The organism is Citrobacter sp. R56 (assembly GCF_016811995.1).
Classification (GTDB): Bacteria; Pseudomonadota; Gammaproteobacteria; order Enterobacterales; family Enterobacteriaceae; genus Citrobacter_D; species Citrobacter_D enshiensis.
In genome coordinates this window covers 1,350,822-1,366,454 of the sequence record NZ_CP069159.1, presented here as the reverse complement: position 1 = coordinate 1,366,454, position 15,633 = coordinate 1,350,822, and the positions used below count along the sequence as shown (strand labels likewise).

14 protein-coding genes are annotated in these 15,633 nt (G+C 55.2%); 3 read left to right on the top strand and 11 right to left on the bottom strand.

What is annotated here, in order from left to right; translation table 11 throughout:
• Position 1: 1 nt before the first annotated feature.
• From eutN to maeB, 8 genes are all read right to left on the bottom strand, one after another.
• A complete protein-coding gene (gene eutN / locus JM656_RS06495) occupies positions 2–289 on the bottom strand; it encodes an ethanolamine utilization microcompartment protein EutN (RefSeq protein ID WP_162379037.1) in 288 nt (95 codons plus the stop codon).
• Positions 290–394: 105 nt separating this feature from the next.
• Positions 395–688, bottom strand: a complete 294-nt coding sequence (gene eutM / locus JM656_RS06490; protein WP_005121908.1) for an ethanolamine utilization microcompartment protein EutM — start codon at positions 686–688, stop codon at positions 395–397.
• A 36-nt stretch (positions 689–724) separates the two neighbouring features.
• A complete protein-coding gene (pta, locus tag JM656_RS06485) occupies positions 725–1,741 on the bottom strand; it encodes a phosphate acetyltransferase (RefSeq protein ID WP_203360474.1) in 1,017 nt (338 codons plus the stop codon).
• Positions 1,731–2,540 (bottom strand): ethanolamine utilization cob(I)yrinic acid a,c-diamide adenosyltransferase EutT, encoded by an 810-nt coding sequence (eutT, locus tag JM656_RS06480; protein WP_203360473.1) that lies wholly within the window; start codon positions 2,538–2,540, stop codon positions 1,731–1,733. The genes pta and eutT overlap by 11 nt, the downstream gene beginning before the upstream one ends.
• A 9-nt stretch (positions 2,541–2,549) precedes the next feature.
• Positions 2,550–3,266 carry an ethanolamine utilization acetate kinase EutQ gene (gene eutQ / locus JM656_RS06475; RefSeq protein WP_203360472.1) on the bottom strand — a complete coding sequence of 239 codons (717 nt, stop codon included), beginning with the start codon at positions 3,264–3,266 and terminating at the stop codon, positions 2,550–2,552.
• Complete coding sequence (gene eutP, locus JM656_RS06470) at positions 3,244–3,723, bottom strand: ethanolamine utilization acetate kinase EutP (RefSeq protein WP_203360471.1); 480 nt, start codon at positions 3,721–3,723, stop codon at positions 3,244–3,246. The genes eutQ and eutP overlap by 23 nt, the downstream gene beginning before the upstream one ends.
• 12 nt (positions 3,724–3,735) lie before the next feature.
• Complete coding sequence (gene eutS / locus JM656_RS06465; RefSeq protein ID WP_192613012.1) at positions 3,736–4,071, bottom strand: ethanolamine utilization microcompartment protein EutS; 336 nt, start codon at positions 4,069–4,071, stop codon at positions 3,736–3,738.
• A gap of 159 nt (positions 4,072–4,230) precedes the next feature.
• Entirely contained in the window at positions 4,231–6,510 is a 2,280-nt protein-coding gene (gene maeB / locus JM656_RS06460) for an NADP-dependent oxaloacetate-decarboxylating malate dehydrogenase (RefSeq protein WP_203360470.1), read from the bottom strand.
• A gap of 272 nt (positions 6,511–6,782) precedes the next feature.
• Between maeB and tal the strand changes: the two genes are divergently transcribed.
• Both tal and tkt read left to right on the top strand, forming a co-directional pair.
• Positions 6,783–7,733 (top strand): transaldolase, encoded by a 951-nt coding sequence (gene tal / locus JM656_RS06455; protein ID WP_203360469.1) that lies wholly within the window; start codon positions 6,783–6,785, stop codon positions 7,731–7,733.
• 20 nt (positions 7,734–7,753) lie between these two features.
• Positions 7,754–9,748 carry a transketolase gene (gene tkt / locus JM656_RS06450; protein WP_203360468.1) on the top strand — a complete coding sequence of 665 codons (1,995 nt, stop codon included), beginning with the start codon at positions 7,754–7,756 and terminating at the stop codon, positions 9,746–9,748.
• 43 nt (positions 9,749–9,791) lie between these two features.
• Here the strand turns inward: tkt and JM656_RS06445 are convergent, their stop codons facing one another.
• From JM656_RS06445 to aegA, 3 genes are all read right to left on the bottom strand, one after another.
• The gene (locus JM656_RS06445; RefSeq protein WP_203360467.1) at positions 9,792–10,835 is read right to left on the bottom strand and encodes a DUF1176 domain-containing protein; all 1,044 of its coding nucleotides are present in this window, start codon (positions 10,833–10,835) and stop codon (positions 9,792–9,794) included.
• A gap of 124 nt (positions 10,836–10,959) precedes the next feature.
• The gene (gene nudK, locus JM656_RS06440; RefSeq protein WP_203360466.1) at positions 10,960–11,535 is read right to left on the bottom strand and encodes a GDP-mannose pyrophosphatase NudK; all 576 of its coding nucleotides are present in this window, start codon (positions 11,533–11,535) and stop codon (positions 10,960–10,962) included.
• Between the two features lie 67 nt (positions 11,536–11,602).
• Positions 11,603–13,582 (bottom strand): formate-dependent uric acid utilization protein AegA, encoded by a 1,980-nt coding sequence (gene aegA / locus JM656_RS06435; RefSeq protein WP_203360465.1) that lies wholly within the window; start codon positions 13,580–13,582, stop codon positions 11,603–11,605.
• 236 nt (positions 13,583–13,818) lie between these two features.
• Between aegA and narQ the strand changes: the two genes are divergently transcribed.
• Entirely contained in the window at positions 13,819–15,519 is a 1,701-nt protein-coding gene (gene narQ, locus JM656_RS06430) for a nitrate/nitrite two-component system sensor histidine kinase NarQ (protein WP_203360464.1), read from the top strand.
• Positions 15,520–15,633: the final 114 nt, after the last annotated feature.

Sequence of the window (15,633 nt, the reverse complement as noted above, 5' to 3'; positions counted from 1 at the left end):
CTTATTTATGGAAGATCACCTGACCACCGGCCACCACTTCATCGACGATGCCAATCACGCACAGGTCGACAGGAGACGCTTCGCTACGATGAGCCTGGCGAGCAGAACTGCCGCTGACCAGCAACACCCACTCCCCGGTTCCCGCCCCGATGCTGTCGATAGCAACGGCACACTGTCCGTCGGGATTTCCCTGGGAATCAATCATTTCCACCATCAACAATTTGTCATGCGCCAATCCCTGATGGCGTACGGTACAAACGATTTGTCCTGTGACGACTGCCAGTTTCATACCCGCCTCCGTGGCATTTTCAGGTAAAACCTCCCCCTGCTCTCCAAAGAGAACATTGCGAAAAGGAGAGAGAGTGACGCCAGCCTGTGACGTCACATGGGGTGATTACATGTCGTTGCTGTCGCCTTTGAAGCTGATCGGGAATACTTCTTCCAGATCGCCATGCGGACGCGGAATAACATGCACAGAAACCAGCTCACCAATACGTTGCGCTGCGGCAGCACCGGCGTCGGTCGCCGCTTTGCAGGCTGCCACATCGCCACGAACCATGGCAGTACACAGGCCGCCACCGATCTGCTTCACGCCAACCAGCTTCACGCGTGCCGCTTTAACCATTGCGTCAGAAGCCTCAATCAGTGCAACCAGGCCCCGGGTTTCGATCATTCCTAATGCTTCCATTGTGTTTTCCTCGTTTAAAGGGTCCAGAACGGGACCTTATACAACCAGTGTGTGCGAGGCGTTTTCACGGCTCACGTCAGTCTGGCGCGGCACAGCTGCCACCAACGCCAGTTCGATAATTTCTTGCACGCTACAGCCTCGGGAAAGATCGTGGAGCGGCGCGGCAAGCCCTTGAATCAATGGCCCGACGGCGCGATAACCGCCCAAACGCTGTGCGATTTTGTAACCGATGTTGCCCGCCTCCAGCGACGGGAAGACCATCACATTGGCTTTCCCCTGTAACGGGCTGGCTGGCGCTTTTTGCGCCGCGACATCCGGCACAAACGCGGCGTCAAACTGCAATTCGCCATCCACCACCAGCTGCGGCGCACGTTCACGCACGATATCCGTCGCCTGCTGCACGTTGGCCACGTTGGGGTGACGCGCGCTGCCGTTGCTGGAAAATGACAGCATCGCCACGCGCGGCTCAACGCCGGTAATCGTCTGCCAGGTGTCGGCGCTGGCAATGGCGATGTCCGCCAGCTGCGCCGCCGTTGGCTGCGGCACCACGCTGCAATCGGCAAACCCTAATGGCTGTCCGGTGTACTGCGGCAGCATCAGAAAAATGGACGACAGCGTTTTACAGCCCGGTTGTAAACCAATGAGGCGCAGCCCGGCACGCAGTACGTTCGCAGTTGACGACAGGTTGCCTGCGATACAGACATCCGCCTTGCCTGCGCTGACCATGGCGGCGGCGAACATCAGCGGATCGTTGAGTTTCTCCAGCGCATCCGGCGGCGTTTTCTCACCGGCCCGCGCCAGCCACCGCTGCGCAAATTCTTCACGCATCTGCAGATTGCTTTGTGGATCAATTACGCGAAGACCGTCCATGGCAATACGGTGCGTCAGGGAAAACTGGCGCATCTCAAACGGGCTGGCCACGAGAATCGGCTGCGCCAGCCCCTGCTGTTGCAGGTAATGCGCCGCTTTCAACACGCGTACATCCAGCGCGTCCGGGAAGACCACCCGGGCAGGCGAGTTTTTTGCCAACTCACGGCAACGTTCAATGATCATTGCCACCTCCCAGTCGTTGTTGAATTTGGCTGACCGTCTGCGGATGCTTCGCTACGCTCAGGATCATCATCACGTAGACGGTACTCGAGAGACGGTTCAGCGCCTGCAGGATATCCGGTCGCAGTACGTCGAAGCCGCGGGTAATAAAGACCTGGGCCGCCACCACTTCCGTTTCACGGACTTTGGTGCGCAGCAGATTGAGCAGCGCAGCATCGCGACCGTGGCTGGCTTCCGGCACCAGGTGATCGTGGTCAAGGTAGCGCAGCGGCTGATGAGAAAGCCGGTGCAGTTGTTCCTCGTTGAGTCCCACGATGGACTGCTCCGCCAGCGGTTCATCCATCGCATCGGCGCGCATGATGTTGCCCAGACGCGAGCGAATGTCCGCAAGCCAGGGTTGCCAGAGTTCCGGCAACTCAATTTGTAACCACACCGTCAGGGCAATGGTGCTATCCAGCGCGGCGCGAAACCCCAGCCGTGGGTCGCTTTTGGCGACCATTTTGTCCGCCGTCAGATGGGTCAACGTGTCGGGCTTTTTCGTCACTTCCTGACGGCACAACTCACAGCTCGCCTGCGGGTGCGAGTCGCTGCTGGTCAAACCGTGTACCGGCTGCGGTTGCTGCTCCTCGTCATCGACAAACAGACTTCCTTGTTCATCCAGAAACTTAATGCGCAGGTGGCGGCTTTCCAGCAGTTCCCTGGCAGATGGCGTCAGGCGAGCATCAACGGGGAGGTGAATTTCAGCTCCTTCGCTCAGCGTGTGATTCGCTCTCAGCCATGCTTCAGTAATGAAATCCTTCATACATCCGCCTTAGCAGGACTGCCAATTCGCAGGCCAGGCCACATACAGGAATTTCACGGTCGATGGCGTACCAAATTCAATGCTGGAGCCTTTCGGGATGAACATCACATCCCCGGCTTTGGCAATCATGGTTTCGCCCTGGTGACGAACGTGGAGTTCCCCTTCCAGAATCATGTCGATTTCGTCGTAATTCAGCGTCCACGGGAAGAAGGCGTTTTCCCACTGCATGAAGCCAGCGGCCATGCTGCTACCGTCTTTGTCCGTCACTAAATCCGTTAAGCCGACGCAGTGGGGTTCAGCACCGTCAAAGCGGCCAAACTTCACGCTGCTGCCGTCAATCACTTTCACGCCGCCTTTGCCGGTGACCGAGGTAAAGCTCGGCTGCATACCGCCTTGTTCCAGCGACTGTTTTTCCTTCATCACTTTGTCCATCAACTGCGCGACGAGGCTTTCGGTGAACTGCCCTTCCGGCAACTGGGCGATGATGGTTTCACGAATACGCTGGCTGTCCGTTTTGCCGTCATCCACCGGAGTGGATGTCGCGGGAATGGATGCCGCGGCGGCTACCGGGGTAGATTCGTCGCATTCGGTGATTGTGACGCCCAGTAGCTCCGCAACTTCGCGGGCCTCCGGGGTGATGATGCTGGCGCGCAGAACAACCGACAATGCCTGTTCGCCACGTGCGTGAGCCGCACGAATGTCATTAGCTGTGATAAGTTTTTTCACCTGCCCCTTCCTCCTGTTCGGTAAGTGCTGCCAGATAATCCACCAGATGCTGCACGCTGTTCGGATCATGCGTATTGAGTTCGAAAACGGGGTCCTGAAACCCTAATCCGTGCAGTAATTGTCGCGTTGCGGCGACGTCGGCATCCGGTACGTCTGTTTTGCTGATCACGGCGATGTGTCGTTTACTGGCACCGATATCCAACAGCCCGGCAGGTAAGCGACTTTCTTTGTCATTTGCTGCATGAACATAAATCAGCGTATCGACATCCTGCAGCGTGGTAATTAAGGCGTGATACCAGCGAGGATGGCTAAAATATTCCCCAGGGGTGTCGATATCGCCGTTTTCATTAAATTCCACGGCCTGCGTTTTTCTGGCGAGGGAATAATTTCCCTGTAATGCGTTAAAAAGCGTTGTTTTCCCCGCGCCGACGGTGCCGACAAACGCAATTCGTTTCATGGCCGCCTCTCATTAGCTTTTTGTCAGATCGCACAACGTGAAATTTAATAGACGTCCCAGGCCGCTGACCGTCTGCAATAACGCCTCTTCTACCGCGCCGACAGACCCATAAATCACCAGCGCACCGCTAAATCTGTCGAGAAAACCGATATGTACATCAGCCGCTTTCATGGCTAAGTCACCGGCGATCATCGCGGTTTCTCCTGGTGTCAGCGTCATAATGCCGATGGCTCCGGCTTCGGGAACGCCGATCTTTTTCGCCAGTTCGTCACCGGGGTGTGCAATGAGATGCGCCAGCGTGACCTGTTTTCCCGGTACAAATTCCTGAATGATGCGTTCTTTATCCATGACCCGTCGCCTGTGCTGAAACTTTCCTCATCGTGGCAATTTTTCGTCAGAGTAAATAACAAAATTCGGCAAGCTGGTTTAAAAGGTGAGATGGATCACTAAGAATGGGGATATAAAAAAGCGCGGGAGAAACCCGCGCCTGAATTAATTAAAGTGAAATTACAGCGGTTGTGTTTGCGCTTCCACCACGGCCAGCGCCACCATATTCACAATACGGCGAACAGAGGCGATCGGCGTTAATACGTGAACCGGTTTAGAGACGCCCATCAACACAGGTCCCACCGTAACGCCTTCGGAGCTGGAGACGCGCAGTAAGTTGTAACTAATGCGGGCGGCTTCCATGTTCGGCATCACCAGAATATTGGCCGACCCTTTCAGCGGGCTGTCCGGCATCCGGTCATTACGGATACTCTCCACCAACGCGGCGTCCCCGTGCATTTCGCCGTCGATCATCAGATCAGGCGCCCGCGCTTTGATAAGCTCCAGCGTCGTGCGCATTTTGCCCGCGGATGGACAGTTAGAGGAGCCAAAGTTGGAGTGTGACAGCAGCGCCACTTTCGGTTCGATGCCAAAACGACGCACGGTTTCCGCCGCCATCAGGGCAATTTCAGCCAACTCTTCCGGGCCTGGATCATCGTTGACATAGGTGTCTGCAATGAAGGTGTTACCGCTTGGCAACAGCAAAGCGTTCATCGCGCCTGCCGTGTGTACACCTTCGCGATAACCGAAGATATCCTTCACCACGCTGAAATGTTCGTGATAGTCGCCGATAGTCCCGCAGATCATCGCATCCGCTTCGCCACGCTGCACCATGATTGCGCCAATCACCGTCGTATTACTGATCACCGCACGCTGCGCCTGCTCCTGGGTGATCCCCCGACGCTTCATGATCTGGTAGTACTCGCTCCAGTACTCTTTAAAACGCGGATCGGATTCATTGTTGACGATCTCAAAGTCGACGCCGGCTTTGATCTGCAAACCCAGTTTTTGAATGCGCATTTCGATCACGCTCGGACGGCCAACAAGGATCGGTTTCGCCAGCCCCAGTGTGATCAACTCCTGCGTGGCATGCAGGACTCGCGCCTCTTCCCCTTCCGTCAGCACCACGCGTTTTGGCGCTTTGCGGGCCAGAGAGAAGATAGGCTTCATGAACAGGTTGGTTTTATAAACAAACTCGGTCAGTTTATCGATGTAGGCATCAAAATCAGCAATCGGACGCGTCGCCACGCCGGAATCCATCGCCGCTTTCGCCACCGCAGGGGCGATCTTGACGATCAGACGCGGATCGAACGGTTTTGGAATAATGTAGTCCGGGCCGAAGCTCAGATCCTGGTCGCCATAGGCGGAAGCCACGACTTCACTTTGCTCTGCATGCGCCAGTTCAGCAATGGCATGCACCGCCGCCAGTTTCATCTCTTCGTTGATCGCCGTAGCGCCCACATCCAGCGCGCCGCGGAAGATGAACGGGAAGCACAGAACGTTGTTCACCTGGTTTGGATAGTCAGAACGACCGGTACAGATAATGGCGTCCGAACGAACCTCTTTCGCCAGCGGCGGCAGGATTTCAGGTTCCGGGTTGGCCAGCGCCAGAATCATCGGCGCGCGGGCCATTTTTTTCACCATCTCAGGCGTGAGGACTTTTGGCCCTGAACAGCCGAGGAAAATGTCCGCCCCGTCAATCACATCATCCAGCGTACGTTTGCCGTCGTCCTCCACCGCGTAAGCCGCTTTGGTTTCTGCCATGTTCGGTTCGCGGTCTTTGTAGATAACGCCTTTCGAGTCGCAGACGACAATGTTGTGCTTCTGCATCCCGAGCGCCACCAGCAGGTTCATACAGGCAATCGCCGCCGCGCCTGCGCCGGAGACCACCATGCGCACGTCAGAGATGTTTTTCTCTACCACGCGCAGGCCATTCAGAATGGCGGCTGTGCTGATGATCGCAGTACCGTGCTGATCGTCGTGGAATACCGGAATATTCATGCGCTCGCGCAGTTTTTGCTCAATGTAGAAACATTCGGGCGCTTTGATGTCTTCAAGGTTAATTCCGCCAAACGTTGGTTCAAGCGCCGCGACGACATTGATAAATTTATCCGGGTCGAGTTCATCCACTTCAATGTCGAAGACATCAATACCGGCAAACTTTTTAAACAGAACGCCTTTGCCTTCCATTACCGGTTTACCTGCCAGGGCGCCGATATTGCCCAGCCCAAGCACCGCCGTACCGTTGGAGATCACCGCGACCAGGTTACCACGCGCAGTGTATTTGTAGGCCGCCAGCGGATCCTTTGCAATTTCAAGACAGGGAGCCGCCACGCCTGGCGAGTAGGCCAGTGCAAGATCGCGCTGAGTGGCGAGGGGTTTGGTCGGGGACACCTGGATTTTACCCGGCACAGGAAATTCGTGGAAATCAAGAGCGCTTTGTTTTAACTGGTCATCCATTTGTTGTTCCTTTCACGTATCGATCAAAAAAGTGGCGCGGTTCAACTGAGCCGCACATTATCGCCTTACTGGGCGGCACAAACTTTGAACGTCACCAAACTCTCACTACTCAAAGAAAGAATTTGTTATCAATTTATAACTGTCATGTTACCTGCTTAAACCAGCAATACCATGCCCGTCTGCTATGCTTTTTTGTGATATACCCCATGAATTTCTCAGAAGTGTGAATCACAGCACTCAGCTAACACTTTACTTTTCAAGGAGTATTTCTTATGAACCAGTTAGACGGTATCAAACAATTCACGACAGTCGTAGCCGACAGTGGTGATATTGAGTCTATTCGTCATTATCACCCCCAGGATGCCACGACCAACCCCTCGCTGTTGCTGAAGGCCGCCGGGCTTGACCAGTACGGTCATCTGGTTGACGACGCGGTTGTCTGGGGCAAACACCATGGAAAAACCCAGCGGGAGCAGGTGGCCGAAGCCTGCGACAAACTGGCGGTGAATTTCGGTGCGGAAATTCTGAACAGCATTCCCGGTCGCGTGTCGACCGAAGTGGATGCGCGTCTCTCTTTCGATAAAGAAAAGAGCATTCAGAAAGCGCGCCATCTGGTAGACCTCTACCAACAACAAGGTGTCGAAAAGTCACGGATCCTTATCAAGCTGGCTTCAACCTGGGAAGGCATTCGTGCCGCCGAGCAGCTTGAAAAAGAGGGGATCAACTGCAACCTGACGCTGCTGTTTTCGTTTGCGCAAGCACGTGCCTGCGCCGAAGCGGGCGTATTTCTGATCTCGCCCTTTGTCGGTCGTATTTACGACTGGTATCAGGCGCGCAGCCCGATGGATCCGTACGTGGTCGATGAAGATCCAGGCGTGAAATCAGTGCGTAACATCTACGACTACTTCAAGCAGCATCGCTATGACACCATCGTCATGGGCGCCAGCTTCCGTCGCACCGAACAAATTCTGGCGCTGACCGGTTGCGATCGCCTGACTATCGCCCCTAACCTGCTAAAAGCGCTACAGGATAACGAGGAGCCGGTTGTCCGCAAACTGGTGCCATCCTCCCAGGCGCTCCCCCGCCCAACGCCAATGACGGAAGCGGAATTCCGCTGGGAACACAATCAGGACGCGATGGCAGTAGAAAAATTATCGGACGGCATTCGTCTGTTCGCCGTTGACCAACGCAAACTGGAAGACCTGCTTGCTGCCAAACTGTAAACCTTGCCACGGAGTGATTTATGACCCGTAAAGATCTTGCCAATGCTGTTCGTGCGCTGAGTATGGATGCCGTGCAAAAAGCCAATTCCGGACATCCCGGTGCACCAATGGGGATGGCCGATATTGCCGAAGTGCTGTGGAATGATTTTCTCCGCCACAATCCCGCTGACCCCGGCTGGCACGATCGTGACCGCTTTATTTTGTCCAACGGTCACGCGTCCATGCTGCTGTACAGTCTCCTGCATCTTTCCGGGTACGACCTGCCGTTAGAAGAGTTAAAGAACTTCCGACAACTGCACTCCAAAACGCCGGGACACCCGGAGATCGGCTATACGTCGGGTGTCGAGACCACAACGGGACCGCTGGGCCAGGGCCTGGCCAATGCCGTCGGGATGGCTGTCGCCGAGCGTACGCTGGCGGCGCAGTTTAATCAGCCCGGTCATGAGATTGTCGATCACTTCACCTATGTGTTTATGGGCGACGGTTGCCTGATGGAAGGGATCTCCCACGAGGCGTGTTCGCTGGCGGGCACATTGGGACTCGGTAAACTGATCGGTTTTTACGATCACAACGGCATCTCCATTGATGGCGAAACCAAAGGGTGGTTTACCGATGACACGGCAAAACGCTTTGAGGCGTATCACTGGCATGTGGTGGAGGAGATCGACGGCCATGACCCGGAAGCGGTGAAAAAAGCGATTTTGCAAGCGCAGAGCGTGAAAGATAAACCGTCGCTGATTCTTTGCCGGACGGTGATTGGCTTTGGCTCACCGAATAAAGCCGGTAAAGAAGAGGCGCACGGCGCGCCGCTTGGCCAGGAAGAAGTAGCACTGTCTCGCCAGAAACTGGGCTGGCATCATCCTGCCTTTGAGATCCCTAAAGAGATTTATCAGGCCTGGGATGCCCATGAAAAAGGCGGGAAAACGCAGCAGGCGTGGCAAGAGAAGTTCGCCGCCTATGCAAAAGCTTACCCCGATTTGGCGGCAGAGTTTACCCGCAGGATGAACGGCGACCTGCCAAAATCCTGGGAAAAGACCACCCAGAAATATATCGCCGAACTCCAGTCTAGTCCGGCTAAAATCGCTACCCGTAAAGCCTCGCAGAACACATTGAATGTCTACGGCCCACTGCTGCCGGAACTGCTCGGTGGGTCGGCCGATCTCGCCCCCAGCAACCTGACCATCTGGAAAGGCTCCACGTCATTGACTGAGGATCTGGCTGGCAACTATATCCACTACGGCGTACGCGAATTCGGCATGACCGCCATTGCCAACGGCATCGCCCATCACGGCGGATTCTTACCCTACACCGCCACCTTCCTGATGTTTGTTGAATACGCCCGCAACGCAGCCCGAATGGCAGCGCTAATGAAAGCCCGGCAAATCATGGTCTATACCCATGACTCTATTGGTCTGGGCGAAGACGGTCCGACGCACCAGGCGGTGGAGCAGCTAGCGAGCCTGCGACTGACGCCAAACTTCAGCACCTGGCGTCCGTGCGATCAGGTCGAAGCGGCAGTCGGCTGGAAACTGGCCGTTGAGCGTCGCAGCGGCCCGACGGCGCTGATCCTCTCCCGCCAAAACCTGGCTCAGATTGAGCGCACACCCGAGCAGGTCAAAGACATCGCCCGTGGCGGGTATGTGTTGAAAGACAGCGGAGGAAAACCGGATGTGATCCTGATAGCGACCGGTTCCGAAATGGAGATAACGCTACAGGCTGCAGAAAAGCTGACCGGAGAAGGCCGCAATGTCCGCGTTGTTTCCCTCCCTTCAACGGATATTTTCGACGCGCAGGATGACGCGTACCGGGAATCGGTTTTGCCCTCGAACGTCAGCGCACGCGTGGCTATCGAGGCGGGAATTGCCGACTACTGGTACAAATATGTCGGGCTGAAAGGGGCCATTGTCGGGATGACCAGTTACGGGGAATCGGCGCCTGCGGAAAAACTTTTCCCCCACTTTGGTTTCACGGTCGACAATATCGTGGCGAAGGCACATCAGGTGTTGAGTCGGTAGATGAGGTCAGAAACCGACGCTTCGTGTTTTCTTACCATAACGGTCAACGCGTGATCCACAGTGTGGGCCACGCGTCTGGCCCATGCCAGTTGTCGCAGCTTGGCTCCTGGGCATAGCGCACCAGACGAAAACGCTGGCCGTCAAAACGCCAGCGGGTCTGAATGCCGCAGTCGGTCAACCCCCGCCCTTTTGCCAGCGTCACCAGCTCACGCGATTTTTCATCAAACGTGGCGTTCATCAGTTCCATATCGTTACTTTCCGCACCGGAATTAAACGGCAGGCGTAGACGCAGCGATCGGGAGGTCAGCGGTTTTTTGCGCGAAACAATCCACGCCAGATCAATGGTGTTATAAGCGCCAGCCTCGCAGCCTATCATCATCAGCGTTTTGTCATCCGTCAGAGCGGTGACCCGAACCTCGCGACGCATCGGGTCCAGCGAACAGCGAAAACCATTCATTCGCCAGTTGGCGTACTCCAGTAGATCGCTGCGTTCTTCATCAGACAGGGGGGTCGGCGTTGGGTTAATCACAGCCACCCCTTTTAGCGCAGGCGCAGGCGGCACGCTGAGCGGCGGATCGTCGCCTTTTTCAATCCATGCCGTTTCACTGCCCACGCGCTTTTGCTGAGAATCGATAAACAGTAAGGCAGCCTTTAATCCCTCCAGCGAAAGGATCTGTGGCCCTCCGCTCAGAGTAATCACCCGGGCTTGCTGAATGGTCTGCAAAAATGACGTGATAGTTGTCGCATCGCCCGTCATCAGATGCCACGGTGAGATCTGCCAGTTTTGCGCGTCCAGTGTCAGCGGCTTTCCTTCCAGCAATAGACGCGGCGCAATATCCGCTTCGTTCGCGTCGGGGGGCGTCAATCCACCCAGATCGATGCGTAAAACGGCATCCGTGCGCGCGCCAGCGCTGCGACTCAGGGTCATGACCAGGCCATGATGCTCACCGCTGTTTCTCGCCACGCAGAAATTTTGATTATTACAGGTCACCTGCCAGTCGGAAAACGACTGTTGTGCTGGCGCCGCCCACGCAAGTCGGGCCGCGATGACGCTGAGCAGGAAAATGAAAATAACGCGATAGCGCATGGACGGTACGAACCCCAGAAGTCAAACAACCTACACAGTGAGTATCTTCGTTGGGGTTCCCATCCGGCTCAATCAGATTTATCGGATTACGTTAATAAATGTAAATATTTATAACATTTATTAATCAGTCCATTAAATGCGATGACTGTAAATAGTTGAGTAATAATACCGTCTTACCGTCCCGTATTTCGCCAGATTTGATCATCTCCAGCGCCTGGGTAAAGGGCAGCTCCAGTACGTCAATATCTTCATCTTCCACGCCTCCACCAGCATTGGCGCGCTGGCTATCGCTGTATTCAGCAATAAAGAAGTGGATAAGCTCCGTCACCCCACCCGGCGACATATACAGCTCAAACAGTTTCCTCACTTCCCCCACTTCGTACCCGGTCTCTTCGATCGCTTCTTTGCGGATACAGGTTTCCGGCTCGTCGTTATCCAGCAATCCGGCACAGGTTTCAATCAATTGACCCGTTTCATTGCCATTAACCCAGGTGGCAACACGAAACTGGCGGATCAGAACGACCGTTTTTTTCTCTGCGTTGTACAGCAGAATCGTCGCGCCGTTTCCACGATCGTACACCTCACGTTTGTGGCGGATGACGTCACCATTTTGGCGAGTCAGATCGTAGGTGATATTGCGCAGGATGAAGTAGTTATCAGAGAGGACTTTATCTTTGATGAGGGTAATTTTTTGCGACATACCGGCTCCACAGCGAGAAGTGAATCACCATACTACGCCGTGAAACCGGATTTGTCGTCAGCCCGACCTAGTGAGATTTGACTGATTTTATCCCCAACCAGTCGATCATCCCCTGCGCGGCATGCCGCCCTTCCGCCATTGCCGTGACCACCAGATCGGCACCGCGTACCGCATCGCCTCCGGCGAAGATTTTCGGATTGGTGGTCTGATAACGGAAAGTGCTTTCGACGTTAGCCGCAATCCGTCCCCAGTCGTCAACTTTCACCCCGTGCGCTTCCAGCCACGGCATGCCGTGAGGATGAAAACCAAACGCCATAATGACCGCGTCCGCCGGCATGACAAATTCGCTGCCTGCGACAGGCACCGGACGACGTCGTCCTTGCGCATCGGGTTCACCCAGTTGAGTACGCAGGAAGCGCACGCCGCTCACGCGTCCTTCATCGTTGAGCACCAGATCAACCGGCTGTACGTTGAACTCGAAGTTTGCCCCTTCTTCCCTGGCGTTTTTCACCTCTTTCTTCGACCCCGGCATGTTGACTTCATCACGGCGATAAGCACAGGTGACCTGACTGGCTCCATGGCGCAACGCTGTACGCACACAATCCATTGCCGTGTCGCCGCCGCCCAACACCACGACATTCAGCCCTGCGGTATCAATAAAGGGTTCATCCGGCGATTCATCAATTCCCATCACGTTTTTCGTATTGGCGATCAGGAACGGCAGCGCGTCGTAAACCCCCGGCGCATCTTCGTTCGGCAGATCGGCTTTCATGGAGCGATAGGTTCCCACCCCCACGAAGACGGCATCGAAATCGTCCAGCAGCGCTTCAAGAGTCACCTCTTTGCCCACTTCACAATTCAGCTCAAAATGGATCCCCATTGCGCTGAAGATTTCCCGACGACGCGCCAGCAGAGATTTATCCAGCTTGAAGGCCGGGATGCCAAATGTCAGCAAACCGCCGATCTCCGGATGACGATCGAACACCGTCGCACTCACGCCATGACGCGCCAGCACATCGGCACAGGCCAAACCTGCCGGCCCCGCGCCGATGATGGCGACACGTTTGTCGACCTTCTGAACCCCCCTCAGGTCGGGGTGCCAGCCTTTACTCAACGCCCGATCGGAAATGTAGCGCTCAATGTTGCCGATAGTGATCGCGCCGTGCTCGTCACGAACGGTACACGCGCCTTCACACAACCTGTCCTGGGGGCAAACGCGCCCTGTAATTTCCGGCAGGCAGTTAGTCTGGTGGGAGAGCTCCACCGCCGCGTCGATGTTTCCGGCTTTGACGAGTTCAATCCACTGCGGAATATGGTTGTGCAATGGGCAGGTCCATTCGCAGATACTGTGTTCGCCGCACTTCAGGCAGCGCGACGCCTCACGCTGGGCCTGTGCCGTGCGAAATGGCAGATAAATTTCTTCAAAGGTGGTTTTTCGCGCCTCAATCGCCAGCTTGTCCGGCTCACCGCGCGGCGGCGTCGCCTGCATCTGCTCAACTTTGCTCATGACGTAAGGCTTCATCCCGGTGGCCTCAGCATGCCAGGGCTGACTTTCCTGACGTGCCGTACGCAAACGGCGCGCTTTTGACAAGCTGGCGAGGGACGACTCCGTCACCAGTTGCAGCGCGTCGGCCGGGCAGTTTTCTACGCAGGCCGGACCGCCTTCACGATCCTGACACAAATCGCATTTGTGCGCCGTGGCTTTAACCTGATCGCGGGCGACCGGCGTCAGCACAATTTGCATGGTGCCAAACGGACAGGCGACTACGCAGGATTTGCAGCCGATGCATTTCTGCTGGTTCACCTGCACGCTGTTGTTGACGTGGCTTATCGCGCCGTTAGGACAACTTTTGGCGCAGGGTGCATCTTCGCAGTGGTGGCAGGTCACCGCGCTGCGCTGATGCTGATGTTTGATAACCGTAATCCTGGGTTGATAATGTTGTTGGCTCAGTACATGTTGCTCTGCATTGTGGGCCATCACGCAGGCGACCTCACAGGCATGGCATCCCAGGCACTGCTGGCTGTTAGCCATAATAAAACGATTCATGGCGACCTTCTGTTTTGGTTGTAAAAACCTTATTCTTTATAGGAACAATGTTATTAACCGACCCGACAAAGGTCGGCAATGTCCATTTGCCCAGGATGGGCAACTATTTCTCCAGAACCTGTGGCAGATCAATTTATTTCATGGCAGGTGAAATTGCGTTTTAGTTAATTAAGGACTTTCTCTATCATTTCATCACCTGCGCTTTACCCATTGCCTTTGTACAGAGGATTACGCGTGTGACGGTCAAACGCCCCGTCTCGGCCAGCCTGGCCCGGGCATTTTTTTACATTGTTTTGCTGTCGATACTTTCTACCGGTGTCGCGTTGCTGACGCTTGCCAGCAGTTTGCAGGATGCCGAAGCCATCAATATTTCTGGCTCACTGCGTATGCAAAGCTATCGGCTGGGCTACGACCTGCAAAGCCGCAGCCCCCAGTTGAATGCGCACCGCCAGCTGTTCCAGCAGACCCTGAACTCGCCAGTGCTGCAAAAACTGAATACCTGGTACGTTCCGGACGCGGTAAAAAGCGGTTACGCGCGACTGCATGCTAACTGGCTGGAAATGGACGCACGACTGGTCGACGGCGATTTACCGTGGTATCAAAAAAACATCAACGCGTATGTCGATCAGATAGATTTGTATGTGCTGGCGCTCCAGCGCTACGCCGAGCGGAAAATGATGCTGGTCGTCGGCATCTCACTGGCGGGCGGGATTGGGATTTTTACGCTGGTCTTCTTTACGCTGCGGCGGATTCGCCAACAGGTCGTGCGGCCGCTCAATCAACTGGTGATGGCGAGCCAGCGTATAGAGCACGGACAGTTTGACACTCCGCCGCTGGATACCGGTTTACCCAACGAACTGGGGTTGCTGGCAAAAACCTTTAATCAGATGTCGAGCGAACTGTATAAACTCTATCGTTCGCTCGAGGCCTCTGTCGAAGAGAAAACCCACGACCTGCATGAAGCCAACCGTCAACTTGAGGTGCTCTATCAGTGCTCGCAGGCGCTGAATACCAGTCAGATCGATGTGCACTGTTTCCGTCATATTCTGAAGATCGTGCGGGAAAATGACGCCGCGTATTATCTGGAGTTGACCGTCGGCGACAACTGGCGCATCAGCGAAGGGACGCTGAGCGCCTCCCTCCCGTTGCAAATCTTGCCCGTCACCATGCAGGAGACGGTCTACGGTGAGTTGCACTGGCAAAGCCCCAACATTAATGCCTCCGCACCGCTGCTGAACAGCGTTTCAAGTATGCTGGGGCGCGGGTTGTACTTTAACCAGGCGCAGAAACACTTCCAGCAGTTGCTGTTGATGGAAGAACGCGCGACCATCGCCCGCGAACTGCACGACTCGCTGGCGCAGATGCTCTCCTATTTACGCATTCAGCTCACCCTGCTAAAACGCTCGGTGGCGGAAGAGAACGCGGTAGCACAATCGATCCTCTCCGATTTTTCCGTCGCGTTAAATGATGCCTGGCGTCAATTGCGTGAGCTGCTCACCACCTTCCGTCTGACATTGCAGCAGGCCGATTTGCCCTCGGCATTGCACGAAATGCTCGATACCCTGCAAAATCAAACCTCCGCTAAACTGTCTCTGGACTGTCGCTTGCCCACGCTGGCGCTGGATGCGCAAATGCAGGTGCATTTGCTGCAGATTATCCGGGAGGCGGTGTTAAACGCCATTAAACATGCCGACGCCACCGAGATTGCCGTCAGTTGCGTCACCGCACCGGACGGAAATCATACCGTCTACATTCGGGATAATGGCGTGGGGATCGGTGAACCAAACGAACCACCGGGGCACTACGGCCTGAACATTATGCGTGAGCGTGCTGAAAGACTCAGCGGTACCTTACTTTTTTCACAACCTTCCGGAGGAGGTACGCTGGTGAGTATCAGTTTCCGGTCTTCAGATACTGAAGAGAGTCAACTGACGTAAATAATGGCAAAGCGTCAGAAAACCTGAATACAGGCCAGACGCGACAGGCACAAAACGTACGCTGTAAATGGGCATGATAATTTACATTATCTCCTTTTTTTCTCCACGTTTGCC